Genomic DNA, 25,159 nt, shown 5'->3' on the forward strand with positions numbered 1-25,159 from the left:
ACATGTCTGTGTTGAACAGACTGTCCGCGGCGACCCGGCGTCGACCCACCCGTCAGGGAGCTCGTAAACGCCTGACCGACTCGTTCGAACGGCTGCGCACATCGGCGCTGCCGATCGTGCAGTGCGCGCTGGCGGCGGGCCTGGCGTGGTGGGTCGCGAAGGATCTGGTCGGGCACCAACAGCCCTTCTTCGCCCCCATCGCGGCAGTCGTCTCCCTCGGGCTCGGTCTCGGCGCCCGATTGCGGCGTTCCGTCGAACTCGTCTGCGGTGTGACCGTCGGGATCGGCGTGGGCGACCTGCTCGTCTCGCTGATCGGCAGCGGACCGTGGCAGATCGCGCTCGTCGTGACCATCGCGATGAGTACGGCGGTCGCGTTGAACAGCGGCCCGATCTTCGCGATGCAGGCCGGGAACTCCGCGGTGCTCGTGGCGACGCTGCTGCCACCCGGTGGCACCGGTGGGCCCGATCGGATGGTCGACGCCCTGGTCGGGGGTCTCACGGGCATCGCGGTCGTCGCGATGATCCCCACCCATCCGGTGCGGCGTGCCCGGCGCAACGCCGCCGAGATCCTCGCCACGGCGAGCGAGGTCCTGAGGAAGGTCGAGACCGGGCTCGTCGAGAACAACCCGAAACCGATCGAGGACGCCCTCAAGCAGGCGCGGGCCACCCAGCCCGCGATCGACTCGATGCGCACCCACCTCAAGGGCGGTCGGGAGATCAGCCGGATCTCGCCGCTGTACTGGAACAGCCGCAAGCGTCTCGCGGTCCTGACGGCTGCCGCCGACCCGATCGATCACGCGATGCGCAACATTCGCGTGCTCGCGCGCCGGTCGCTGACCCTCGTCCGCGACGACGAGATCCTTGATCCGCGGCTCGTGCAGCTGTTCGCCGAGTTGGCCGATGCGGTGGACGTGCTCCGCGAGATGGTTCTCGCGGAGCCGGGGGAGCAGCCCGACCAGGCCGAGGCTGCACGTGTGCTGCGCAGCATCGCCAAGAAGATGGATCCCGAACTCATCGCCGGGGCAGGAGTGTCGGCCACGGTGGTGTTCGCGCAGATGAGGTCACTGATCGTCGACCTGCTGCAGACCGCCGGACTCAAGCGGATCACCGCGATCGCGACCCTTCCATCCACCGTCGAACATCCGGCCTACCACCCGGACGAGTAAGCCCTCCGAGCCCGCCGGGCACGTAGCCGTTGAAACATATGCGCATTCGTGCATACGATGGCCCGAGGTTCGGAGAGGGAGTTCGATGGGTTCGGGTCACGGGCACTCACACGGCGTCGGCCACGGTCACGGTCAGGGCGCCGGTCCCACGCGCGCCGTCATCCGGCGCATGGCCTTCGCGCTGGGCATCCTCGGAGCGTTCTTCGTACTGGAGGCGTTCGTCGGTCTCCTGATCGGTTCTCTCGCCCTGCTCGCCGACGCGGGCCACATGCTCACCGACGTCGTCGGGGTGTCCATGGGCATGGTCGCCCTCATCCTCGCCCGACGCGGGAGCAGCGCGGCCTCGCGCACCTTCGGCTGGCATCGCGCCGAAGTCCTCACCGCGATGGTCAACGCGGTGCTGCTGCTCGGCGTCGCCGGCTGGGTGTTCTACGAGGCGATCGACCGCATCGGCGACGCCCCCGAACTTCCCGGCCTGCCCATGATCGTCACCGCCCTCGCGGGACTGGCCGCCAACATCGTCGTGATGCTCATGCTGCGGGCCGACGCGAAGGACAGCATCGCGGTGCGCGGCGCCTACATGGAGGTGCTCGCCGACGCCGTCGGATCCGTCGGCGTCCTCATCGCGGGCGCACTCGTCATGATCTTCGGCTGGAGCCTGGCCGACGTCGTCGTCGGTGTGCTCATCTCCCTGTGGGTCGTGCCGCGCGCCCTGCGACTGGCCGCCGAGTCGCTGCGCATCCTCACTCAGACCTCGCCGGCGCATCTCGACGTCGACCTGCTGCGCACCGACCTGCTCGCGCTGCCCGGCGTGTGCGGCGTGCACGACCTGCACGTGTGGACGCTGACCACCGGCATGGACGTCGCGACCGTGCATCTCGTCAGCGACCACGACCCGCAGTGGATCCTCGACTCGGCGCGCACCGCGCTGTCGTCGCACGGGCTCGAGCACGCCACCGTCCAGGTGGAGTCGACAGTCGACGGCAAGCAGTGCGAGAAGGACGTCACCTGGTAGCTCACCGCGCGAATCGGTTCGGCCGCAAAGTCCACCGACCCGGCCCGCCGTAGAGCCGGACGACGTCCAGCGGTCCCACGTCGACCCTCCGGAACGACGCCGCCGGAGCGTCGAGAGCGCACACCGTCGCCGCTCGCACGACCGCCGGGTGTGTCACCACCCCGACCCGTTCGTAGCCGTCGTCCTGTGCCGCCAGCCAGGTGCCGACCCGGCGGATGAGGTCCTCGACGGACTCGCCGCCGTGCGGTGCGGCCGCCGGCTCGGTCAGCCACATCGCCAGCTCGCCCTCGGGCACATCGCCCATCGCCGCCCCGCACCACCTGCCGTAGTCGAGCTCGCGCAGCGCGGAGTCGATCTCGGCGGGGACACCGAAGGCGTGGACCGTGTCGACCGCGCGTCGCTCGGGTGCACATACCCACCGGTCGACGACCGGCACCGCGAGGCGTCCGAGTTCGCGGCGGCCCCGATCGGAGATCGGTTCGTCGCACGGAAATCGGGCCTGTTCCGTCGCGCGCGTGGAAGCGTGTGCGACGACGAACAATCGGGTCACGGCAGGTACGTCCTCTCCGCTTGACATCGCACAACGCCCGGTGCGAAGGTGCGTCGGTAAAGATGTGCCGAGGTGTAGGCAATCCGGTGGAAAGCCGGAGCGGTCGCGCCACTGTAACCGGAGATGTCGAAATCTCCGGAAGCCAGAAAACTCCCGCGGCACATGACGGAATCGAATGGGGCGCGAAATCCCAGGAGGATTGTCATGGCTGTTGTCCATACCCCCGACGAGTCGCTCGGCTCCGCCGCACTCGCAGTCGCTCTCGCCGCAGTGATCGTCGCGGCTTTTCTCGTTCTCTACCTGGTCGGATTCGATCAGGGCGCGATCTCGCGCACCGGCATGTTCATGCACGAACTGATGCACGACGGCCGGCACCTCCTCGGTCTTCCGTGCCATTGAGAACGGGGACCACGATGCCCGGAACCTACCTCCACCTGCTGCTGCGGGGCCTGCTCGCCGGACTCGTCGCGGGTCTGCTCGCCGGCGGTGTCGCCTTCGTCGTCGGCGAACCCCACATCGAATCCGCGATCGCGCTCGAAGAAGCTGCCGGCGAAGCGCATTCGCATGATCACGACCACGCTGCGACCACCGGGGAATCCCACGGTCACAGTCACGGCGAGGATGCGCTCGTCGACCGTACCGGGCAGAAGGCCGGACTGTTCCTCGCGACGACTCTCGCCGGTCTCGCGTTCGGCGCCCTCTACGCGTCGGTGCTGCACTTCGCGCGTCGCCTCACCGACATGCCGGGCTGGAAGCTCGGATTGTTCGGGGCGGCCGGAGCGTGGCTCGCCGTCGAGGCCGTCCCGTTCGTGAAGTATCCGGCGAATCCGCCGGCCGTCGGTGATCCCGACACGATCGATCAACGCACCCTGCTGTGGCTCGCCTCGGTCGTTCTCGGACTCGTCGCGATCGCCGTGGCCGTCGCGGTGGCGAAGGCGCTGGCCGCCCAGGATCTGCACACCGTCCGCATCGCAGGCCCGGCGGTTGCCTTCCTCGTCGTGGTGGGTCTCGGATATCTCGCCTTGCCGAAAATCGACGAGGTGGGGGAGGGCTTCCCCGCGACGCTGCTGTGGGAGTTCCGGGTCGCGTCGTTCACCGTGCAGCTCACCCTGTGGGCGGTGCTCGGTGTGGTCTTCGCGTACCTCACCGAACGCGCGTCCCGTCGCGTGACGATCCCGGCCTGACGGCATGGGTTCGGGTCTGCTCGTCGCCGGAACGACCTCGGATGCAGGAAAATCCGTGGTCGTCACCGGGATCTGCCGATCCTTGGCGCGGCGCGGCCTGAAGGTCGCGCCGTTCAAGGCGCAGAACATGTCGAACAACTCGATGGTGACGAGCGAGGGCGCGGAGATCGGGCGCGCCCAGTGGATCCAGGCAGTGGCTGCCCGTGCGATCCCCGAGGCCGCGATGAACCCGGTGCTGCTCAAGCCCGGCGACGACCGGCGCAGCCACGTCGTGGTTCTCGGGCGGCCGGCCGGAGCGCTGGAGGCGGGTGAGTTCGCCGGTGGACGAAAGCATCTCGCCGACGCGGCATTCGGTGCCTTCGACGACCTCCGGCGTAGATTCGATGTGGTGGTGTGCGAAGGTGCCGGGAGCGCGGCCGAGATCAATCTGCGCGACCACGACTATGTGAACATGGGTCTGGCGCAACATGGTTCGATGCCGACCGTCGTGGTCGGCGACATCGACCGCGGTGGTGTGTTCGCCTCGATGTACGGGACGCTGGCCCTGCTCGACGCCGCGGATCAGCAGTTGATCCGCGGCTTCGTGATCAACAAGTTCCGCGGCGACGTCTCGCTCCTGAAGCCCGGACTCGACACGCTCGAACGGCTCACCGGCCGCCCGGTGCTCGGCGTGCTGCCATGGCAACGCGACCTGTGGCTCGACTCGGAGGATTCACTCGCCCTCACCTCCCGTCCCGCACACGATGGTGACGGCGCACTGAGCATCGCCGTCGTGATGCTGCCGCGGGTCAGCAACTTCACCGATGTCGACGCGTTGTGCCTCGAACCGGACGTGCGGGTCCGCTTCGTCGACGACCCGCGAGCGCTCGCCGGCGCCGACGTCGTGATCGTGCCCGGAACACGCGCGACCCTCGCGGATCTCGCGTGGCTGCGCTCGCGAGGACTCGACACCGCGATCGTCGACCACGTCCGCCGAGGTGGACCGGTCCTCGGTATCTGCGGCGGCTTCCAGATGCTCGGCACGCGCATCGACGACCCGCACGGCGTCGAGGGTGTTCCCGGCGCAAGCGCGGCGGGTCTCGGGTTGCTCCCGGCCCGAACCGAGTTCGGACACGAGAAGGTCCTCCGATTGCCGAGGGGGTCAGCGTTGGATGCGGCTGCCTCCGGATACGAGATCCATCACGGACGCGTCACCGTCGACGGTGGCACCGAATTCCTCGGTGGCACCCGGGAGGGTTCGGTGTTCGGCACCATGTGGCACGGCGCCCTCGAAGGGGACGCGTTGCGCTGGGCGTGGTTACGCGAGGTCGCTGCGGTGGTGGGCCGCGAGATCCGCACCGGGGAAGTGAGTTTCCCGGCCGCACGCGAGGTCCGCATCGAGGCGCTCGCGGACCTCGTCGACGAACATCTCGACATGGACGCTCTGCTCACCATGCTCTCCGACGAGCGAACCCTGCCCGTGCTGAGGGGAACCCTGCGGTGACGGTCCTCATCCTCGGTGGGACGGGGGAAGCCCGTTCCCTCGCCGCGGCATTGGACGACGCGGACATCGCGTTCGAATCCTCCCTGGCAGGCCGGGTCCGCAATCCACGCCTGCCCGTCGGTCCGGTGCGCATCGGAGGGTTCGGCGGAGCGGACGGTCTCGTCCGGTACCTGACCGAGCGCGGTATCCGAGCCGTCGTCGACGCCACCCATCCGTTCGCCGCGGGCATCAGCGCGAACGCCGCCGCGGCATGCGCCGCCGCGAACGTGCCACTGGTGCGCCTGCAACGACCGGGCTGGCACGACGCGCACGGCCGGTGGACGTGGGTCGACGACCACGACGGCGCCGCGCACGTCGCCGCGACCGGCCGGAGGATCTTCCTCAGCACCGGACGGCAGACACTCGACCGCTTCGTCGGACCGCTCGCCACGCACGACGTGCTCGTCCGCGTCGTCGATCCACTGACGACCGAACTGCCACCGAGCTGGTCGGTGCTGCTCGGACGCGGCCCCTACACGGCGAGTGACGAACGGAAGCTACTGCTCGACAACGGGATCGATACCCTCGTCACGAAGGATTCGGGTGGTTCGCTCACCCGCGGCAAACTCGACGCCGCCGATGAACTGGGCGTGCGCGTGATCGTCATACGCCGCCCGCCCACACCCCGCGGTGTCGCCGCGGTGGAGACCGTGACGGTAGCGCGGGAATGGGTCCTCCGGGTGGCGGAGGTCAGACCTGCGGACCTTCGGAACGCAGATCGTCGACCTTCTTCATCGCTTCGCGCAGTTCCCGGAGCCACTGCTCCGAGTGCTGCCCCACGAGCCTGACGGTCCACTTCAGTGCGTCCGAACGGGACCGCGCGACACCGGCGTCGACGAGGGTGTCGAGCACCTTCCGTTCGGGTTGGCGCAGTCGCGTCATGACCGGGACGGCGAGGTGGGTGAACAGGTCGGTCCGGTCGCCGACCGTCACGCCCCAGGCCACCTTGCGGCCGTAGCGGGCCTCGGCCTCGTCGGCGATGCGCATCCGGTCGGCGCGCGTGGTCTCGCGGAATCGAGCGATGCGTCCGTCGATCTCGGTGTCGCTCGTGCCGTCGGGTACCCCGAGGGGGCCGACGACGAAGATTTCTTCTCTGTCGATCTCGATGTCGGGCGGTCCGGTGAACCAGTCGTCGGGGAGCCTGCCGGCGAACCACTCGGCGGCATCGCTCGCGTCGGGGACGTCTGCCTGTTGCCAGCCGCCCGGTCGTCCGAATCCGTGGATGTGTGAATGTCGCATGATGTCCTCCTCGGGACGCGACCCGGTGCGTGTCGCACCGATCAACCTGTGCGCGTTGCACTGATTACAGTGTTGCACCGCAAGCGTGTCGTGCGCCACTGTCGAGCGGCGAACGGTGCGGTCAGCGACCGTTCCGGGGAGTCAGAACTCCGGAGGTGACCGGAGGGGCGCTGCGCAGGGGAGCGGTGGAGAGCACGACGGGTAACCACACCGCGGTGGATGCCATCACCGCGCCCCAGCACAGATACAGGCCGACGTGCGGTGCGTGAGAGGTGTGGGCGACCATCCCGGACTGTGACCAGACGGCGAACAGTCCCACCATCGACGCCGCCCCCGAACCGAGCATCGCGAGCGTTGCGGCACCCCACCGGCGGCGGAGCAATGCGACGAGCGGTACGAGGATGCCGAACACCACCACGAAGACGTCGAAGACACGGAGGGGAAGGGTTGCGGCCTCGGAGTCCCAGCGCAGAAGGGTCGTCAGGGACGTCACCGAAGTGGCCTGGGGAAGCAGCAGACCCATGACCAGCAGCGCGACGCACCCGGCCAGGATCCGGACCCGCGAGCGGCCGACGACCACCTCACCGGCGACGCGGTGTTCGATGCGATCGAGATCGTGACGGAATTCCGCCAGGTCGTCCATGGTGCACCCCCGGAGCGCGGCGACGCTTCGGTCCCAGTATGCGACGCGGGTCACATCGGCGTGCGGGTTCGGGAAAGCAGTTTCGGGCAGGCGCGATCGGGCATGCTCCAAGGCGTGAGCCGATACGACGCGTACATCTTCGACGTGCAGGGCACGCTGATGGACTTCTACACCCCGGTCACCCGGGCGGTGGCCCATGCGCTCGGACCCGATGCCGATCCGGCGACCGTGGGCGACCTGGTGCGGGCCTGGAGGGGCGACTACTACGAACGCATCCTCCGTCTCGACCAGTCGGTGGAGAAGTGGTATCGCGTGCAGGACTCCTACGTCGACGGACTCGGCGACGTGTGCGAGCAGTTCGGGATCGACCTTCCCAAGGACGTGCGCGTCGAGACGGCGCGGGCCTGGCAACGCCTCGAGGCATGGCCGGACGTGCGGCCCGGGCTGAACGAACTCCGTTCGCAGGCAGTGGTGGCGACACTGTCCAATACGGACATGGCCACGATGATCGCGCTCTTCCGCGACCAGCAGCTCGAGGCCGATGCCATCCTCACGGCCGAACTGTTCGGCGCCTTCAAACCCGAACGTTTCCTGTACGAGCGCACCTGCCGGTATCTGGGCGTCGATCCCTTCCGGGCCGCGATGGTCGCGTCGCATCCCTACGATCTGCGGGCCGCCCGCGAAGTCGGACTGAACACCGTCTTCGTGTACCGGCCGCTCGAGAACGGCCGCGTCGAGGACTCGGTCGACGACACCGAGGGGGAGTTCGACCACCGCATCGAGGACCTGCGGGACATTCCGTGACAGGTTGTCGGCCGTGGACGCCGACGTGTTGTCGGAGTTGACGCGACCGACTCGGCGTGGCGCAGTGCGCCATGTTCGTCGCGCACAGCAACCGGAGTTACGTTTCGGGCAGAACGAACACGGATTCACCCCGGAATTTCACCCTCGGCCGGAATTCCCGTCGTGGCTGGGTAATATCGGGGAGGCTATCGACGGACGAGGGCGACCGCGATGGCGGTCGCCACGGCTCCGAGTCCGACCTTGGAGGCGAGTCGCGCGGTACGGCCGATATCTTCCGGGGCCGGCGCGGGTCCGTCGCCGAGCGTGCCGCGATCCTCGACCACACCGTGGTAGACGTTCGAGCCGCCGAGCCGGATCCCGAGAGCACCGGCGAACGCCGCTTCGACCGGACCGGCATTCGGACTCGGATGCTGACGGGCGTCCCGGCGCCACGCCCGGACCGCGCCCCGGCCGTCGTCACCGAGTGCGACAGCCAGCAGGGCGGTGAGGCGAGCGGGGACGAGATTGAGCAGGTCGTCGAACCGGGCCGAGGCCCAGCCGAACCGTTCGAGCCGCGGTGTGCGGTGACCGACGCGCGCGTCCAGGGTGTTCGCGGCGCGGTACCCGAGCAGGCCGGCCGGACCGAGGACCGCACCCCACCACAGCGGGGCGACGACGGCGTCGGAGGTGTTCTCGGCGACCGACTCGATCGTGGCGCGCGCGATCCCGTTCTCGTCGAGCCGAGACGGGTCGCGGCCCACCAGGTGGGTCACCTGTTGCCGCGCCGCGGCGAGATCGCCGTCGCGGAGTTGGGCGTCGATCGTCCGGGCCTCGAATCCGAGGGAGCGGCCGCCGAGCACGGTCCAGGTGGTCAGCGCCGTGACCGCCACCGCCGGCACCGGACGACCGCGGGTCGCGTGGTCGGCGACGTATCCCAGCGCTCCGGCAGAGCCGACCAGCAGCGAGGTGAACACCACCCCGGCAACGCGGTGGTCGGCATACAGCCGGCCCTCGGCGGCGCGCGCCAACTTCCCGAAGCCGCTCACGGGATGCCACCGCTGCGGGTCGCCGACGAGTTGGTCGGCGGCGTAGCCGAGCGCCAGTCCGAGTGCCCTGTGCTTCACAGGATCGTTCTCCACGCCTCGACGAGCGTTGCCGTGGTCGCCGCGTCGCGCACCGCGATCCGTACCCAGTCGTCACCGAGGCCGGGGAAGGTGTCGCCGCGACGCAGCGCGAAGCCCTTCTCCCGCAATCTCTCCCGCGTTCCCTCTGGCGTTTCCGCCAGCACGAACGGGGCTGTCGCGGGGGAGACCACGTGGATTCCGAGTCCGGTGAGGGCGTCGACGAGAACCTTCCTGTCGCCGGCGATCTCCTGTGCGATCACCTCGGTCTCGCGTACTGCGTCACCGGATGCGCACGCGATCATCGCGGCCCCTGCGGGAGTGGACACCGACCAGGGTGGTTGCTGCGCGGCGAAATCCGCGAGCACTGCGGCGTCGCCGACCACGTATCCGGCGCGCAGACCCGGGATCGCCCACGTCTTGGTGAGCGACCGCAGCACCACGAGTCCCGGAACGAGCTGTCCCGTCAACGATTCGGTTTCGCCGGGAACGGCGTCCATGAACGCCTCGTCGACCACGACCACCCGTCCCGGTCGGGTCAGTGCCAGGAGCGTGTCGGCCGGGTGCAGGACCGAGGTGGGGTTCGTCGGATTGCCGACGATGACCAGGTCGGCATCCTCCGGGACCGCACCCGGATCGAGGACGAACCCGTCATCGCAGCGCAACACGACCCGCGTGACACGATGTCCGGCGGCCAACAGTGCGGCCTCCGGTTCGGTGAACTGCGGGTGCACCACCACCGGCTTCCGCCACGCCCGTGCCCGAGCGATCAATGTGAACGCCTCGGCACCTCCGGCGGTCGGGAGGACCTCGTCGACGCTGCGGCCGTGACGATCGGCGAGAGCGGCGCGTGCATCGCTCGGGTCGGGATACCGGGCGAGATCGTCCAGCGATGCACGCAGGGCGTCGTCGAGCCATGCCGGTCGCGGTCGGCGCGAGACGTTGACGGCGAGGTCGACCAGCCCCTCGGTCGCGTCGCGGTCGCCGTGATGGTGCAGGTCGGGTTCGGGTGTTCGACGACGCGCAGGTGCCGAGGTGGGTTCGGGGGCGGGTTCCGCCGACCGTGCGGCGTCTGCGAACCGTCGTGCGAGATCGGGATGTCCGGCCCAGTGCGTGTGCAGGTACGACGCATGCACCGTTGCGGTGGCGATGCCGTCCGGCCGGCCGTCGAGCAGCCACGCGGCAGACGAGCCGGAATCGATCACGGTGCGGTGGAATTCGTGGCCGGTGACGCGGGTGCCGGCGGAGGCGAGCAGGGTGTCCTGCGGCGCGATCGCGGTGCGGTAGCCGAGGGTCAGGCGCGGGGTCATCCGTGCCGCAGTGTCGAGGGCTCCCACCATCTCGTGCCCGTCGACCTCACGCCCCAGATAGAGCAGACCGGCGCACTCGGCGACGGTCGGAACTCCGGCCGCGATCGCGGCACGCAGGTGCGTGCGCAAGGGGAGGTTCGCGGCGAGGTCGGCGGCATGTACCTCGGGGAACCCGCCGCCGAGGTAGATGCCTGCGGCGCCGGCGGGCAGTCGTTCGTCGCGCAGGGGATCGAAGGTCACCGGTCGGCATCCGTGTGCGCGCAGCAGTTCCTCGGTCTCGGTGTAGCGGAAGGTGAAGGCGCGGCCTCCGGCGACGGCGATCACCGGCCCGTCCTCGGTGGATGTGCCCGGTGACCACGGTGTCGCCGACAGAGCGGGTGCTGCCGAGGCGATACCGAGGATCTCGGTGAGGTCGATGCGCTCGGCGATCCGCGCGGCGAGACGATCCACCTGCGCGGTCGCCTCGTCGCGCTCCTCGGCGGGCACCAGGCCGAGATGGCGCGAGGGGACGGTGACGCCGTCGTCGCGACCGAGCACACCGAGCACCGGGATACCGGTCGGTTCGAGGGCGCGGATCACCTCGTCCGAATGTCGCTGCGATCCGGCCTTGTTCAGGATCACGCCGGCGATCCGCGTGCCGCGGTCGTAGGACGCCATGCCGTGCACGATCGCCGCGATCGACCGGGAGGCGTGCGAGACGTCGACGACGAGGATCACCGGTGCGGACAGCAGGGCCGCGGTGTGGGCGGTGGACGCGTACCCCTCGGTGCCGATCATCCCGTCGTACAACCCCATGACCCCTTCGATCACGGCGATGTCCGCACCGGCGGCGCCGTGCAGGAAGAGAGGAGCGACGAGGTCCTCGCCGACGAGGTGCGGGTCGAGGTTGCGGCCCGGTCGGCCGGTGGCGAGCGAGTGGTAGCCGGGATCGATGTAGTCGGGACCGATCTTGTGCCCCGACACGATGTGGCCGGCGCGACGCAGTGCCGCCATGAGACCCGTGGCGACGGTGGTCTTCCCATGCCCGGATGCCGGTGCGGCGACGACGACGCGTGGAACCCTCACCACTCGATCCCTCGTTGGCCCTTCTGTCCCGCATCCATCGGATGCTTGACCTTCGTCATCTCCGTCACCAGGTCGGCGACCTCGACGAGTTTCGGGTGCGCACGCCGCCCCGTGATCATGACGTGCTGGTGTCCCGGCCGTGAGGTCAGCGTATCGACGACCTCGTCGATGTCGACCCAGCCCCAGGCGATCGGATAAGTGAACTCGTCCAGCACGTAGAGGCCGTGCTGCTCCGCGGCGAGACGTCGCTGGATCTCACGCCACCCGGCGAGCGCATCGGCGGCATGATCCTCCTCGGTGCCTTCCTTGCGCGACCACGACCAGCCGGAACCCATCTTGTGCCACTCGATCGGCCCCCCGGTGCCGCGCTCGGCGTGCAGATCGGCGAGGGTTTCGAAGGCGGTCTGCTCGCCGAGTCGCCACTTGGCGGACTTGACGAACTGGAAGACGGCGACCGACCAGCCCTGGTTCCAGCCACGCAGTGCGAGGCCGAATGCGGCTGTGGACTTTCCTTTTCCGTCGCCGGTGTTGACCATCAGCAGCGGCCGGTTGCGGCGCTGCCGGGTGGTGAGACCGTCGGCGGGGACGACGGTGGGTTGTCCCTTCGGCATCAGGCGGCCCTCTCTCGGACGATTCCGGTCAAAGCGTCGGCATCGACCTCACCGACGGGCACATACTCGGCGCCGAGGCGTTCGGCGAGACGGGCCGCGAGACCCATCCGGAACCGGCCCGTCTCGGAATCGACCACCACGGAGGAGATTCCCTGTGCAGCGATGACGTCCGCGGCGTCGAGCGAGCGCTGCACAGCGTCCGGTCCGGCGGTGGCGCGACCGTCGGTGACCACGACGAGCAGGGCGCGTCGACGCGGATCCCGCAGGGAATGACGCCGAAGGGTGGTGGCCGCTTCGATCAACCCCTCCGCCAGCGGGGTCCGCCCACCGGCGGGAAGTTCTCGCAGCCGTGCGGCAGCCACGTCCACCGAATTCGTCGGCGGGAGTGCGACGGTCGCACCGGTGCCGCGGAAGGTCACGAGTCCGACGGTGTCGCGACGGCGGTAGGCGTCGAGCAGCAGCGACAGGACAGCGGTCTTGACCTGCACCATCCGGTTGCGTGCTGCCATCGACCCGGATGCGTCGACGCAGAGCAGGACGAGATTGGTCTCGCGGCCTTCGATGATCTTGCGGCGCACCTGCAGACCCCGATCGGTGAAGGCGGACGCGCGGATCGTGGCGGGCAGATGAACCGGGCCGGTGTCGCCGCGGCGACTACCCACGGTACGGCCGATCGTGGTGACCGCCCGCGACCGGCGACCGGCCGCCCCGCGCCCGACCCGATCGACGGAGAACACCCTGGCGCGAAAAGGATCCGTCGCCGACGCCAGGCTGGTGGACGACCGATCACCCGAACCGGAGGACGTCTCCGCCGCCGAGTCGTCGGGTGCGCTCTCGCCACCACCGGGATCGTCGTCGGGGCCAGGATCCGGATCGTCTCCACCGAGAAGTTCGTCGAGCAGATCGTCGCTGCTGGTGGGGGCGTCGAAGGGGTTGCGGCGCCGACGGTGTGGCAGGGCGAGTCGGGCCGCTGCCGCGATGTCCTCGCGTGTCACCTCGAGCCGGTCGTGCCAGGCCGCGTGTGCGATCGCCGTGCGGGCGGTGACCAGGTCGGCGCGCATGCCGTCCACGTCGAACGCCGCGCACACCTCGGCGATCGAGACCAATGCGTCGTCGCTCAGTGCGACCTGCGGGACGAGTTCGCGGGCGGAGGCGACTCGCCGCGACCACTCTGCGTCCCGATCCGCCCATCGCGCGGTGAACCCGGCCGGGTCGGCGTCGAAGGCCATCCGCCGCCGCACGATCTCGGCGCGCATGTGCGGGTCGCGGGGCGCGGTCACGTCCACGGCGAGTCCGAAGCGGTCGAGCAACTGCGGGCGAAGCTCACCCTCCTCGGGATTCATCGTTCCGACCAGTACGAATCGGGAGGCGTGCTCGACGGAGACCCCGTCGCGTTCGACGGTCGAGCGGCCCATCGCCGCGGCGTCGAGCAGCAGGTCGACCAGGTGGTCGTGCAGGAGGTTGACCTCGTCGACGTACAGCACGCCGCGGTGGGCCAGTGCCAGAAGACCGGGTTCGTATTCGGCCGTGCGGTCGGCCAGTGCCTTGCCGAGATGCAACGCTCCGGTGACGCGATCCTCCGCCGCGCCGACGGGTAGTTCCACCAGCCGGACCGGCCGGACATGCGAGGCCGCACCGGGCGGATGGGGGCCGTCCGGGCAGGACGGATCGGGGGCGTCCGGATCGCACGAGAACCGGCACCCGTCCACGACGGTGACCGGGGGCAACAGTGCGGCGTGGGCACGCACCGTCGTCGATTTCGCGGTGCCCTTCTCGCCACGCACCAGCACACCGCCGATCGTCGGCGACACCGCACACAGGGTCAGGGCCAGCGCGAGGTCGTCGGAACCGACCACCGCACCGAACGGATACACGTGCACTTCGACCTCCACAGGCTCCCGCTGGGATGTTTTTCGCGGCAAGCTGTTCGAAGGCCGGTATTCGGACTTCCCGGTCGGACGCCGTGCGATCGCCTTCCCGGACCGGACGGTCCAGTGGCTGCGCGGATGCGCGTGATCGACGACTCCCGGGTCACCGCAGCGGGCCTGTGCCGGATTCTCACCGGCTTCCCGATTATCCCCGTGAGGGGCACCTTCGATCGCCTTGCCACGGCCGAGTCTAGGCCATGGCGCGTGGGCTATGGTTCACCGCCATGGGACCGATACGACAGACGACAGGCATCACCGTTGTCGGAATCGGGGCGGACGGATGGTCCGGTGTGCCGTCCACCGTCCGGGAGCGGATTCTCGCGGCCGAGGTCCTGCTCGGCGGCCGGCGCCACCTCGACCTGGTTCCCGCCGGCACAGCGGTGCGCGAGGAGTGGCCGTCGCCGCTCCCGTCCGGGCTCGACGACCTCCTCGACCGGCACGCCGGCAAGGACGTCGTCGCGCTCGCATCCGGTGATCCGCTGGTCTCCGGGATCGGCACCACGCTGATCCGACGCCTCGGAGGCGACGCCGTGGAGGTGATCCCGGCGATCTCGTCGGTGGCACTTGCCCGTGCACGCATGGGCTGGTCCGCGGAGGAGTGCGAGACGATCACCGTCGTGGGTCGCGAGATCGATGCTCTGCGCAGAGTTCTGACGCGCGGACGCAAACTCGTCGTCCTCGTCGACGGTGCACGTGTCGCGGATGTTGCGATGCTCCTGGAGGCCGCCGGTTTCGGGAACTCACGGGTCGCGGTGTTGTCGCATCTCGGTGCTGCGGACGAGTCCCGGATCGATGCGAAGGCGGCCCATCTGACCGATACGGGCGTCCGGTCTCTGAGTCTGATGTGCGTCGAGGTCGACGGACCCGCCGGGTTGTCGGTGCTGCCCGGTCTCGACGACTCCCTGTTCGAGCACGACGGGCAGCTCAGCAAGCGGACCGTACGCCTCGCGGCGGTGTGCGCACTCGCACCGCGACCGGGCGAGTTGCTGTGGGACGTCGGTGCGGGAGCCGGGTCCGTCGGAATCGAATGGGCGCGAACCGATCCGCGCTGTCGTACTCTCGCGATCGAGAAGGACGAGCGGCGCGCCGGCGCGATCGAACGCAATGCCGCCGCGTTGGGTGTGCCGTCGATCGTGCGCATCGTCCGAGGTGCTGCACCTGCCGCGCTCGTCGGACTCCCGACGCCCGATGCGATCTTCGTGGGCGGGGGAGGAAGTCGCGAGGGTGTGCTCGACACGTGTTGGGACGCATTGCCTCCCGGCGGTCGGCTCGTCGCGCACGCGGTGACGCTGGAGACCGAGGCGGTCCTGGTGCAGTGGTGGAAGACGCACGGCGGTGAACTCACCCGTCTGTCCGTCGAACACGCAGATCCCATAGGAACATTCACCGGCTGGCGTGCGCAGCGACCGGTCGTGCAATGGAGCGCAGTGAAAGGCGAACGATGACCGTCCATTTCGTAGGATCCGGACCCGGAGCGGCCGACCTGCTCACGCTGCGAGCGGTGAATTTGCTGCGCGAGGTCCCGGTCGTGCTGTACGCCGGTACCTATCTCGATGCCGACACGCTCTCGCACTGTCGTGACGACGCCGAACTGGTCGACACGCAACACCTGGACCTCGACGAGATCACCGCGCATCTCGTCGACGCGCACCGGCGCGGGCTCGACGCCGTGCGGCTGTGCTCCGGCGACCCGTCGCTGTACTCGGCGCTCACCGAGCAGACGCGACGGCTCGACGCCGCGGGCGTGCCGTGGGACGTCACACCCGGTGTGCCCGCCTACGCCGCGGCCGCGGCGGCACTCGGTACCGAGCTGACGGTCCCCGAACTCGTGCAGACGGTCGTGCTGACCCGCACGCAGGCCCGATCGACGGCGATGCCCGACAGCGAGGCTCTGGCGCGGGTCGCAGGAATCCGGGCGAGTCTCGTCCTGCACCTGGCGATCACCCGCATCCGCGTCCTTGCCGAAGAACTCACTGCCGAATACGGCGCCGATTGCCCCGTCGCGGTGGTCGCGTTCGCGTCGCGACCGAACCAGGTCGTGCTGCGCGGCACCCTCGCCGACATCGCCGACGGTGTCGAGGCGGCGGGACTGAAGCACACCGCGGTGATCGTCGTCGGACACGCTCTCGGCGTGCGTGAACGGCCGGATGTGGCCTGTTCACACCTCTACGACCCTTCCCGCGAGCGCGCCGGTCTCGGATAGCTCCATCCTCGCGCGCCGAACCGGGGTTCGCCCCGGTTGCAACAGTGGCGAACCCCGGTTCACCGCGCGAACCTGTTGACAACCCGCGGGTGAACACCGCAGTCAAACGGTTGTCGAGGATCCCGAATGGCGACCGCCGACCGACCGTTTCGTCCACACCGCACCCGAAGGCATCACGAAGGTGCCCGCAGCGCCGACGATGAGCAGGCACTTCATGTCGATGCTCGCCGGATCGAGCTTCTCGAGTGTCGTGACCTCGAGCGACTCGCCGGACCGTCCCACATCGCGCCCGATCACGACGACGGTGTCGGCCGGACGATGCTTCAGCAGTACCGTTTTCGCGTCTGCGACCTGCGTCGTCCGAGACCGCGACGCCGGGTTGTAGATGCCCAGGACGAGATCGGCCTCGGACACCGCTGCCAGCCGCTTCTCGATCACGTCCCACGGCTTGAGTCGATCCGACAGGCTCATCACCGCGAAGTCGCCGCCGATCGGGGCGCCGGCACGCGCCGCGACGGCCTGCACCGCGGAGACCCCCGGCAGGACGCGGATCGGCACCGACGCGTATGTCTCGTCCTGCGCGGCCTCGAACACCGCCGACGCCATGCCGAACACCCCGGCATCACCGCCGGAGACAACGGCGACCTTCTCACCCGCCAGGGCGAGGTCGAGAGCGAATCGCGCGCGGTCCACCTCGACGGTGTTGCCGCTGGAATGACGGTGCAGGCCGGGACGTACCGGGACGCGATCGACATACGGTCCGTATCCGACGACGTGATCGACCTGTGCGAGTGCGTCGGCGGCCTCGGGGGTCAGCCACTTCTCGTCCGCCGGGCCCAACCCGACGACGAGCAGTTCGTTCGCGTCCGGATGTGTCGCCTCGACCGCGACGGACGGCCGCGATCGGTCGGCGACCGACCGATTCGTCGGAGAGCGATCACCGGCGGTGAGGATCACCGAGAAGTACGGCACCGCGTCGGCGTCGACCTCGGCGACCGGAAGGATGCGTTGCCGATCCATCGACGCGCGTTCGACATAGACGGCACCGTCGAGGCGCCCGGACTGGGCGAGAGCCTCCCGGACGGAGGGAAACGTCCTGCCCAGCTTCATGATCGCCGCACCGTCGGTGTCGGCGAGTCGCCGTGCGAGCTCCGGGGCGGGCAGTGTGCCGGGCAGGATGGTGAGGACGTCGGTGCGCCGCACCATCGGTTCGGCGGCTGCAGCAGAGGCGGCGGACACCGAGGTCACCCCTGGCACCACCTCCGTCGGATATCGCGGAGCGAGGCGGTCGTGCAGGTACATGTACGAGCCGTAGAACAGAGGGTCGCCCTCGCAGAGCACGACGACAGTGCGTCCCGCGTCGAGGTGGACGGCCAACCGGGCGGCGGACTCGTCGTAGAAATCGGCGATCGCACCGTCGTAGCCGCCCGGGTGATCGATGGTGCCCGTCGTCACCGGGTACACCAGCAGTTCCTCGATCACGCCGTCAGGGATCAGATCGGCGGCGATCGATCGGGCGATGGAGCGGCCGTGCGTACCGGAGTAGTACGCGAGGACGTCCGCTTCGGCGATCAGCCGCGCAGCCTTGCGTGTGATGAGTTCGGGATCGCCGGGGCCGAGACCCACGCCGTAGAACCTGCCTGACACCATCTCGCTCATTCCTTCTCCTGCGCAAGTGCATTGATCGCGGACGACGCCATCGCCGACCCGCCGCGGCGTCCCCGGACCACCAGATGGGGGATCTGCAGCCGATGGTCGAGCAGCGCCTCCTTCGACTCCGCGGCGCCGATGAAGCCGACGGGAACACCGACGATCGCCGCCGGTCGCGGGGCGCCGTCGTCGAGCATCTCGAGCAGGTGGAACAGGGCGGTCGGGGCATTGCCGATCGCAACGACAGCCCCCTCGAGGCGGTCGGCCCACAGTGACACCGCCGCCGCGGAGCGGGTCGTGCCCCAACGTTCGGCGAGTTCGGGGACACGCGGGTCGGCGAGCAGACACATCACGTCGTTGTCGGCAGGCAGGCGCGTACGGGTGACCCCGGAGGCCACCATGTTCGCATCCGTGAGGATCGGAGCACCTGAGTTCAGTGCAGTGCGCGCGGCCGGAACAAGATCGGGATGGATGACGAGGTCCCGTGCCAGATCGGTCTGTCCGCTTGCATGGATCATCCGGACCGCGACCTTCTCCGCACTCGCAGGAATCGCGGACAGATCCGACTCGCTGCGGATCGTCGCGAACGACCGGACGTAGATCGCGGCGCCGTCGGTGACGTAGTCGTACCGACGCGGGGGAGGTCGAAGGGTCACGGGGTGCTCCTGGCAAGAACGACGCGGTGAGGCGAGTGTGGTGCGCCGCAGACGCGCTCGCATCCGGCGACGTGAATTCGGGGATCGGTGGTATTTCCGGCGACGATCCGGCGAGCCAGCGCTCGGGTGTCACCTTCGGCGAGGCTACACCCGGGCGCTCCCGTGCACGCTGTCACCCGCTGCCACGCCGAATCCGGGGCCGTCTCGAAGCCGGTCTCGCGAAGCGCGACGAGATCCGACGCGGACGGGAGTATCAGGCCGCGCCAGGGCGTGACGACCACACCTCGATCGGGCAGCGCAGCAACCATGGCGGGGGTGAGGATTCCCAGGGGGACCAGCACCGACACCGCATCGCCGAGCATGCCGTACGGCATCGTGAAGGCCGGTGGCCGCGGAGCGGGATCGGTGCCACCGAGTTCCGCTCCCGCACGCGGGAGTTGACGCACGTGCCACACCGACTCGCGAATCTCGACGAACCGGCGGGCCTGGCGCAGGAGCATCTCGGGAACCTGGGTGAGCCGCACCGTCGGCCCGTCGAGTCCACCCACGACGATGCGTGCGGTCCCGTCGTCGAGTGCGACAGCGGTGAGGTCGCACCGCAGCGTCGCGACGTCGCCGCGGCCGTCGTCGAGGCCGAACAGGAACCGGCCGGGCAGATCGGCGAGGACCGGATCGGCGCACAGTCCGGCGTCGAGATCGCGGACGAGAGGCCGGACGTCGGTGAGTCCACCCACGAGTCCCGACAGCGGCGACGCGACGATGTTCCGCACCCGTTCGTGGCTCGCCGAGGGCAGCAGCCCGGCCGCCGTGACGGCGTCGGCCAGTCCCGCGGGGACGGCACCGCACTCGTCGAGGTCGATACCTCTGAGCTGCAGGTTCCCTCGCGACGTCAGGTGGACGTCGCCGTCGGCGTAGGCGGTCGATGCGTTCGACAGTGCTCGGAGCGCCCCGTCGGGTACCTGCCCTCCGGGCACGCGGAGCCGCACCAGCGCGCCGTCCGCCGCGACATGCGGGCGAAGGATTCCGGGGCACCGATCGGGAGGGAGAGGGGGTGGCAGAGCATCCACGGACGCACATGGTTGCACACCTTTCCGGCCGGGTGCGCTACTCTCGGTTTGCCGTGGTGCTCGGGAAGCCGGTGGGAAACCGGCGCGGCCCTCGCCACTGTGAGCGGATAGTTGCTCGCCCTCGTCCGTACCGGTCCGCCGGTGTGGAGGCCACTGGATCTCGGTCCGGGAAGGTCGGTGGAGCAGCGACGACCCGTCAGCCAGGAGACCGGCCACGGCACGTGAGGTCCACGAGGGTTTTGGAGACTGAACATGGCTGTACGCCTGTGTTTTCGGGTTGCGTCGTGACGCGCCTGACTTTGTTGTCGACGTCCGACACCGACCTGCTGTCGGCTCGGTCGAGCGATGTCGAGTGGGCGCTGGGTAACCCGTCCCGCCTCGACGTGTCCACCGAACTGCCCGGTCTGCTCAGCGGATCGCACCTGGTCGTCGTGCGGATCCTGGGGTCCGCGCGCAGTTGGCGCGACGGGCTCGACACCGTGCTCGCGACCGGCGTCCCGGTCGTCGTTCTCGGTGGTGAACAGACCCCGGACGCCGAGCTCATGGGGCATTCGACGGTGCCGATCGGCATCGCCGCCGAGGCTCACCGCTATCTCGCGTACGGCGGTCCCGCCAACCTCGCGCAGCTCCATGCCTTCCTCACCGACACCGTGCTGCTCGGCGGTGAAGGCTTCGAACCGCCTGCCGAACTGCCCGAATGGGGCGTGCTCGACCGGCCTGCGAGGCCGGCGGGCGAAGAGTTGCCCCGTGTGGGCGTGTTGTTCTACCGCGCCCACCACACCAGCGGAAACGTGCAGTTCGCGCACGATCTCGCCGACGCGATCGACGCGACCGGCAGGGCCCGCGGCGTCGTGATCCACTGCGCCTCGTTGCGGGGAGCGTCCGAGGATCTGCTCGCCGAACTCGGCACCCTGGATGCGCTCGTCGTGACGGTGCTCGCGGCCGGCGGAACCAAGCCCGCCACCGTGAGCGCGGGAGGTGAGGACGAGGCGTGGGACGTCGGGGCGCTCGCTGCGCTCGACATCCCGATCCTGCAGGCGCTCTGCCTGACCTGGAGCCGCGATGCCTGGGCGGAGTCCGACGACGGTGTTTCACCGTTGGATTCGGCCACCCAGATCGCAGTGCCCGAATTCGACGGGCGCATCATCACGGTGCCGTTCTCGTTCAAGGAACTCGGCGCCGACGGTCTGCCCCGTTACGTCACCGACCCGGAACGATGCCGCCGTGTGGCCGGTATCGCGGTCGCGCACGCGCGGCTTCGGCACGTGCCGGCGGCGCAGCGCCGGATCGCGATCATGCTGTCCGCCTACCCCACCAAGCATTCTCGCGTCGGCAATGCCGTCGGTCTCGACACACCGGTGTCGGCGATCCGCATGCTGCGCGCCCTGCGCGAGGCCGGATACGACCTCGGCGACGGCTTCCCCGGCATGGACGTCGAGGACGACACCGAAGCCGGTAACACCCTCATCCACGCCCTGATCGATGCGGGCGGTCAGGACGAGGAGTGGCTCACCGCCGATCAGGTCGCCGGAAACCCGGTGCGGGTGAGCACATCCGACTATCTGGCATGGACGAAGGACCTGCCTGCCGAGCTCACCGACGCGATGAGCGAGGCGTGGGGCCCGGCGCCCGGGTCGCTGTTCGTCGACGGCAGCGGTGGCGACAAGGCGATCGTGCTGGCGACCCTGCAGGCCGGCAACGTGGTGCTGATGATCCAGCCGCCCCGGGGATTCGGCGAGAATCCGGTGGCGATCTACCACGATCCCGACATGGCGCCCTCACATCACTATCTCGCCGCCTACAAATGGGTCGAGCACGGTTTCGGTGCCGACGCCGTGGTTCACCTGGGCAAACACGGGTCGATGGAGTGGCTGCCGGGCAAGAACGCGGGTCTGTCCGCCGCTTGTGCGACCGACGCCGCGATCGGGAACCTGCCGCTGATCTACCCGTTCCTCGTCAACGATCCGGGCGAAGGGGCACAGGCCAAACGCCGAGCCCACGCGACGATCGTCGACCACCTCATCCCACCCATGGCGCGCGCCGAATCCTACGGCGACATTGCTCGTTTGGAGCAGCTGCTCGACGAGTACTCCAACATCGCCGCGATGGACCCGGCGAAACTGCCCGCGATCCGCGCGCAGATCTGGACGTTGATCCAGGCGGCGAAACTCGATCACGATCTCGGGCTCGACGACCGCCCGCACGACGCCGAGTTCGACGACTTCCTGCTGCACGTCGATGGATGGTTGTGCGAGGTCAAGGACGCGCAGATCCGCGACGGCCTGCACGTTCTCGGTGCCGCGCCGACCGGCGAGGCGCGAGTGAATCTCGTGCTGTCGATACTGCGAGCCGCGCAGGTGTGGGGCGGCAGGAGCAACGCCGTCCCGGGTCTGCGCACCGCACTCGGGCTGAAGTCGGATGCTCCGTCGAAGGAGGTCGATGCCGTCGAGAGCGTCGCGCGGTCGCTCGTGCAGGCCATGGAGGACGACGGCTGGAACGCCGGATCATCTGCACGCATCGTCGAAACCGTGCTGGGCCAGCCTGATTCCGAGGTCGCGAGGGTGCTCACCTTCGCTGCCGACGAAGTGGTTCCCCGCCTCGCGGGCACGACGGCCGAACTCGACGCGGTGCTGCACGCACTCGATGGTGGATACGTCCCGGCCGGTCCGTCCGGCTCACCCCTGCGCGGCCTGGTCAACGTTCTGCCGACCGGGCGCAACTTCTACACCGTCGACCCGAAGGCAGTCCCGAGCCGGCTTGCCTACGACACGGGTGTCGCGTTGGCGGACAATCTGATCGAGCGGTATCTCGCCGATACGGGGGAGTACCCGCAGTCGGTCGGCCTGTCGGTGTGGGGGACCTCGGCGATGCGCACCGCCGGCGACGACATCGCCGAAGTGCTCGCACTCATCGGTGTGCGGCCGGAATGGGACGCCGAGTCGCGTCGGGTGCGCGAACTGACCGTGATCCCGCTCGAGGAACTCGGCCGGCCCCGCATCGACGTCACGGTCCGCATCTCCGGTTTCTTCCGTGATGCGTTCCCGCACGTCATCGGGATGCTCGACGACGCGATCCGCATGGTCGCCGCCCTCGACGAACCCGACGAGCAGAACTACGTGCGAGCCCACGCTCGGCGGGACGAAGCGGAACACGGCGACGCCGACCGTGCGGTGCGGCGCATCTTCGGATCGAAGCCCGGCTCGTACGGGGCCGGCATCCTGCAACTCATCGACTCCGGCAATTGGCGCACCGACGCCGATCTCGCCGAGGTCTACACCGCCTGGGGTGGCTTCGCCTACGGGCGTGGGCTGCACGGTGTTCCGGCCGCCGACGACATGCGTGCGAACTACCGACGGATCGCGGTGGCGGCGAAGAACACCGACACCCGCGAACACGACATCGCCGACTCCGACGACTACTTCCAGTATCACGGCGGCATGGTCGCAACGGTGCGGGCGCTGACGGGCACCGACCCGAAGGCGTACATCGGCGACTCCACCACCCCCGATGCGGTGCGCACCCGATCACTGGCGGAGGAGACCGCACGGGTCTTCCGCGCCCGGGTCGTCAACCCGCGGTGGATCGGTGCGATGCGCCGGCACGGTTACAAGGGTGCGTTCGAACTCGCCGCGACCGTCGACTACCTGTTCGGCTACGACGCCACTGCCGGTGTGGTCGAGGACTGGATGTACGAGTCGCTCGCACAGAACTACGCGCTCGACCCCGAGAACCAGCAGTTCCTCCGCGAGGCGAATCCGTGGGCGTTGCGCGGGATCGTCGAACGGCTCACCGAGGCGGCCGATCGCGGACTGTGGGCCGAACCGGATCCCGAGACGATGAACAGACTGCAGCATGCCTATCTCGACGTCGAGGGCGATCTCGAGGATCGGGGGTGAGGGTTCGGCTCATCGGGATCGGCCCCGGGGGCCCGGACGATCTCACGGTTGCGGCAGTGCACGCGCTCGAGAGCGTCGACGTCTTCCTCGTGCCCGACAAGAAGCGGGGCGTGGACGATCTCGTGGCGGTCCGCGAGGAGGTCTTGCGCCGCCACACCTCCGGTGCGCATCGGGTGATCGTGGTGCCCGACCCGCCCCGGGACCGTAACCCGGCGCACTACGGCGACGAGGTACGCGACTGGCACGCCGCCCGCGCCGAGGCCTACGAGACCGTTCTGCTCGACCGGATCGGAGACAACGAGACCGTCGGCTTCCTGGTCTGGGGCGATCCGAGCCTGTACGACAGCACGATCCGTGTCGTCGAACGCATCCTCGAACGCGGGAGGGTCCGGTTCGACTACGACATCGTCCCCGGGGTCAGCAGCGTGCAACTGCTCGCGGCCCGACATCGTCTCGTGCTCAACACCATCGGCGGGCCGATCACCGTCACGACCGGTCGCAGGCTGGTGCAGGACGTCGCAGCGGGTGCGTCGAACATCGTGGTGATGCTCGACGGCGGCCTCGCCTGCGCGGACCTCGACGGGGCCTGGAACATCTGGTGGGGTGCGAATCTGGGGACCGACGACGAAGAACTCGTCGCCGGCCCGCTCGCCGAGGTGCTCCCGGCGATCCGGGAGGCTCGTGCCCGGGCCAAGGGGGCCCGAGGCTGGGTGATGGACACCTATCTACTGCGACGAGGATGAGTTCGGGTCGCCCGGAACCGTTCCCCGCGCGTACCAGGCGCGGGCGTCGAGCGAGAACGGTCCCGACGGAAGAGCATCACGACAGGCGGCACGTACTGCAGCGCGGTGCCTTTCGGGCATCGACACCAGGTGCCGCCCGGCCGGTCCTACGCCGAACGTGAAGGGCTCCCAGAAGTCGGAGAAATCGGCGTAGTCCGCGCGTGCGGACAGGGCACCACCGATCACGTCGTCCAGACCGGCACGGCGGAACCGCTCGGCGATGTCGCCCTCGGTGGTACCGGCCAACCTCGTCTCACCCGGAGACCCGGGCTCGACCGTTCCCACCGCGGCCCAGAAGATGCGGAGCATCGCCATCCCGCCGGCCGTGGTGTCCCACATGCATGCGGCGACGGTGCCGCCCGGGCGGGTCACCCGCACCATCTCGCGCACGCCCAGTTCGGGATCGTTCATGAATCCGAGGACCAGCGACGCCAGGGTGACGTCGAACGTTCCGTCCGGCCACGGCAGATTCTCGGCCACCCCAACGCGGACGTCGATCTCCGGTGCTATCTGCCGGCACGCCGCTGCGAACTGGGGAGCCGGGTCGATCGCCGCGACGTTCGCTGCGCCGACCCGACCGACCAGTTCACGGGTCAGCCCTCCCGGCCCGCAGCCCACGTCGCAGACCCGATGCCCGGCCCTCACCTCGCTCGCGTCCGCCAAGGCGGGCGCGAGCGTCGCTGCGTAACGGCCCATGAAACGGTTGTACTGTTCGGCCGGTCCGGCGAACTGCATATGCCCAACATATCGGCCCGATCGGTGGCCTCG

General features: G+C 69.2%; 22 protein-coding genes and 3 riboswitches. Of the genes, 11 read left to right on the forward strand and 11 right to left on the reverse strand.

Translation table 11 applies throughout. The annotated features are described in order from the left end of the window. Positions 1-2: 2 nt before the first annotated feature. A complete protein-coding gene (locus tag K3M35_RS18540; RefSeq protein ID WP_220666849.1) occupies positions 3-1,166 on the forward strand; it encodes an aromatic acid exporter family protein in 1,164 nt (387 codons plus the stop codon). 85 nt (positions 1,167-1,251) lie between these two features. Further along, complete coding sequence (locus K3M35_RS18545; RefSeq protein ID WP_006552984.1) at positions 1,252-2,181, forward strand: cation diffusion facilitator family transporter; 930 nt, start codon at positions 1,252-1,254, stop codon at positions 2,179-2,181. 1 nt (position 2,182) lies between these two features. Here the strand turns inward: K3M35_RS18545 and K3M35_RS18550 are convergent, their stop codons facing one another. Next, positions 2,183-2,731 carry a histidine phosphatase family protein gene (locus K3M35_RS18550; RefSeq protein ID WP_094980101.1) on the reverse strand — a complete coding sequence of 183 codons (549 nt, stop codon included), beginning with the start codon at positions 2,729-2,731 and terminating at the stop codon, positions 2,183-2,185. Positions 2,732-2,811: 80 nt separating this feature from the next. Then, positions 2,812-2,881: riboswitch (cobalamin riboswitch) on the forward strand. Between the two features lie 54 nt (positions 2,882-2,935). On the opposite strand from K3M35_RS18550, the gene K3M35_RS18555 reads away from it, so the two are divergent. Genes K3M35_RS18555 through K3M35_RS18570 form a run of 4 tightly spaced genes read left to right on the forward strand, consistent with a single transcriptional unit; the run spans position 2,936 to position 6,225 of the window. Next, complete coding sequence (locus tag K3M35_RS18555) at positions 2,936-3,130, forward strand: CbtB domain-containing protein (RefSeq protein ID WP_006552982.1); 195 nt, start codon at positions 2,936-2,938, stop codon at positions 3,128-3,130. Positions 3,131-3,144: 14 nt separating this feature from the next. Then, positions 3,145-3,915, forward strand: a complete 771-nt coding sequence (locus K3M35_RS18560) for a CbtA family protein (RefSeq protein WP_019291054.1) — start codon at positions 3,145-3,147, stop codon at positions 3,913-3,915. Between the two features lie 4 nt (positions 3,916-3,919). Next, positions 3,920-5,398, forward strand: coding sequence for a cobyric acid synthase (locus K3M35_RS18565; RefSeq protein WP_220666850.1), 1,479 nt, complete (start codon positions 3,920-3,922; stop codon positions 5,396-5,398). After that, positions 5,395-6,225 carry a cobalt-precorrin-6A reductase gene (locus tag K3M35_RS18570; RefSeq protein WP_019291055.1) on the forward strand — a complete coding sequence of 277 codons (831 nt, stop codon included), beginning with the start codon at positions 5,395-5,397 and terminating at the stop codon, positions 6,223-6,225. The genes K3M35_RS18565 and K3M35_RS18570 overlap by 4 nt, the downstream gene beginning before the upstream one ends. On the opposite strand, the gene K3M35_RS18575 is transcribed toward K3M35_RS18570, so the two are convergent. Beyond that, on the reverse strand, positions 6,128-6,676 hold the full coding sequence (locus tag K3M35_RS18575; RefSeq protein WP_024101881.1) for a hypothetical protein: 549 nt from the start codon (positions 6,674-6,676) through the stop codon (positions 6,128-6,130). The two genes, K3M35_RS18570 and K3M35_RS18575, sit on opposite strands and share 98 nt — an antisense overlap. A 121-nt stretch (positions 6,677-6,797) precedes the next feature. Further along, a complete protein-coding gene (locus K3M35_RS18580) occupies positions 6,798-7,319 on the reverse strand; it encodes a hypothetical protein (RefSeq protein ID WP_220666851.1) in 522 nt (173 codons plus the stop codon). A 102-nt stretch (positions 7,320-7,421) separates the two neighbouring features. Here K3M35_RS18580 and K3M35_RS18585 point away from each other — a divergent pair, with 102 nt between their 5' ends. Next, positions 7,422-8,123, forward strand: coding sequence for a haloacid dehalogenase type II (locus K3M35_RS18585; protein ID WP_064061289.1), 702 nt, complete (start codon positions 7,422-7,424; stop codon positions 8,121-8,123). Positions 8,124-8,308: 185 nt separating this feature from the next. Here the strand turns inward: K3M35_RS18585 and K3M35_RS18590 are convergent, their stop codons facing one another. The 4 genes from K3M35_RS18590 to K3M35_RS18605 are packed head-to-tail and all read right to left on the reverse strand — an operon-like array spanning position 8,309 to position 14,101. Next, positions 8,309-9,226 carry a cobalamin biosynthesis protein gene (locus K3M35_RS18590; RefSeq protein ID WP_024101880.1) on the reverse strand — a complete coding sequence of 306 codons (918 nt, stop codon included), beginning with the start codon at positions 9,224-9,226 and terminating at the stop codon, positions 8,309-8,311. After that, positions 9,223-11,598, reverse strand: a complete 2,376-nt coding sequence (locus K3M35_RS26695; protein WP_308257088.1) for a cobyrinate a,c-diamide synthase — start codon at positions 11,596-11,598, stop codon at positions 9,223-9,225. The genes K3M35_RS18590 and K3M35_RS26695 overlap by 4 nt, the downstream gene beginning before the upstream one ends. Then, positions 11,595-12,209, reverse strand: coding sequence for a cob(I)yrinic acid a,c-diamide adenosyltransferase (cobO, locus tag K3M35_RS18600; protein ID WP_006552973.1), 615 nt, complete (start codon positions 12,207-12,209; stop codon positions 11,595-11,597). The genes K3M35_RS26695 and cobO overlap by 4 nt, the downstream gene beginning before the upstream one ends. Beyond that, positions 12,209-14,101: a VWA domain-containing protein gene (locus K3M35_RS18605; RefSeq protein WP_094980103.1), complete on the reverse strand. Its 1,893-nt coding sequence runs from the start codon at positions 14,099-14,101 to the stop codon at positions 12,209-12,211. Before K3M35_RS18605 ends, cobO begins: the two co-directional genes overlap by 1 nt. 22 nt (positions 14,102-14,123) lie before the next feature. After that, positions 14,124-14,320, reverse strand: a riboswitch (cobalamin riboswitch). A 41-nt stretch (positions 14,321-14,361) separates the two neighbouring features. Here K3M35_RS18605 and cbiE point away from each other — a divergent pair. Further along, positions 14,362-15,582: a precorrin-6y C5,15-methyltransferase (decarboxylating) subunit CbiE gene (gene cbiE / locus K3M35_RS18610; protein WP_220666853.1), complete on the forward strand. Its 1,221-nt coding sequence runs from the start codon at positions 14,362-14,364 to the stop codon at positions 15,580-15,582. Further along, on the forward strand, positions 15,579-16,340 hold the full coding sequence (locus tag K3M35_RS18615) for a cobalt-precorrin-4/precorrin-4 C(11)-methyltransferase (RefSeq protein WP_006552970.1): 762 nt from the start codon (positions 15,579-15,581) through the stop codon (positions 16,338-16,340). The genes cbiE and K3M35_RS18615 overlap by 4 nt, the downstream gene beginning before the upstream one ends. Before the next feature lie 102 nt (positions 16,341-16,442). Here the strand turns inward: K3M35_RS18615 and K3M35_RS18620 are convergent, their stop codons facing one another. The 3 genes from K3M35_RS18620 to K3M35_RS18630 are packed head-to-tail and all read right to left on the reverse strand — an operon-like array spanning position 16,443 to position 19,713. Then, positions 16,443-17,999 (reverse strand): precorrin-2 C(20)-methyltransferase, encoded by a 1,557-nt coding sequence (locus tag K3M35_RS18620; protein ID WP_039585528.1) that lies wholly within the window; start codon positions 17,997-17,999, stop codon positions 16,443-16,445. Then, positions 17,996-18,646 (reverse strand): precorrin-8X methylmutase, encoded by a 651-nt coding sequence (locus K3M35_RS18625; RefSeq protein WP_006552968.1) that lies wholly within the window; start codon positions 18,644-18,646, stop codon positions 17,996-17,998. Before K3M35_RS18625 ends, K3M35_RS18620 begins: the two co-directional genes overlap by 4 nt. Then, a complete protein-coding gene (locus tag K3M35_RS18630) occupies positions 18,643-19,713 on the reverse strand; it encodes a cobalamin biosynthesis protein CobG (RefSeq protein ID WP_308257089.1) in 1,071 nt (356 codons plus the stop codon). The genes K3M35_RS18625 and K3M35_RS18630 overlap by 4 nt, the downstream gene beginning before the upstream one ends. Positions 19,714-19,750: 37 nt before the next feature. After that, positions 19,751-19,945, forward strand: a riboswitch (cobalamin riboswitch). A gap of 52 nt (positions 19,946-19,997) precedes the next feature. Between K3M35_RS18630 and cobN the strand changes: the two genes are divergently transcribed. Together cobN and cobF are read left to right on the forward strand one after the other, a co-directional pair. Continuing rightward, positions 19,998-23,609: a cobaltochelatase subunit CobN gene (cobN, locus tag K3M35_RS18635; protein ID WP_220666854.1), complete on the forward strand. Its 3,612-nt coding sequence runs from the start codon at positions 19,998-20,000 to the stop codon at positions 23,607-23,609. Further along, on the forward strand, positions 23,606-24,352 hold the full coding sequence (cobF, locus tag K3M35_RS18640; protein WP_071935610.1) for a precorrin-6A synthase (deacetylating): 747 nt from the start codon (positions 23,606-23,608) through the stop codon (positions 24,350-24,352). Before cobN ends, cobF begins: the two co-directional genes overlap by 4 nt. On the opposite strand, the gene K3M35_RS18645 is transcribed toward cobF, so the two are convergent. Then, a complete protein-coding gene (locus K3M35_RS18645; RefSeq protein ID WP_220666855.1) occupies positions 24,335-25,126 on the reverse strand; it encodes a class I SAM-dependent methyltransferase in 792 nt (263 codons plus the stop codon). The two genes, cobF and K3M35_RS18645, sit on opposite strands and share 18 nt — an antisense overlap. Between the last annotated feature and the right edge of the window lie 33 nt (positions 25,127-25,159).

The sequence above is a fragment of the Rhodococcus sp. DMU2021 genome (assembly GCF_019641445.1).
Taxonomy (GTDB): Bacteria; Actinomycetota; Actinomycetes; order Mycobacteriales; family Mycobacteriaceae; genus Rhodococcus; species Rhodococcus pyridinivorans.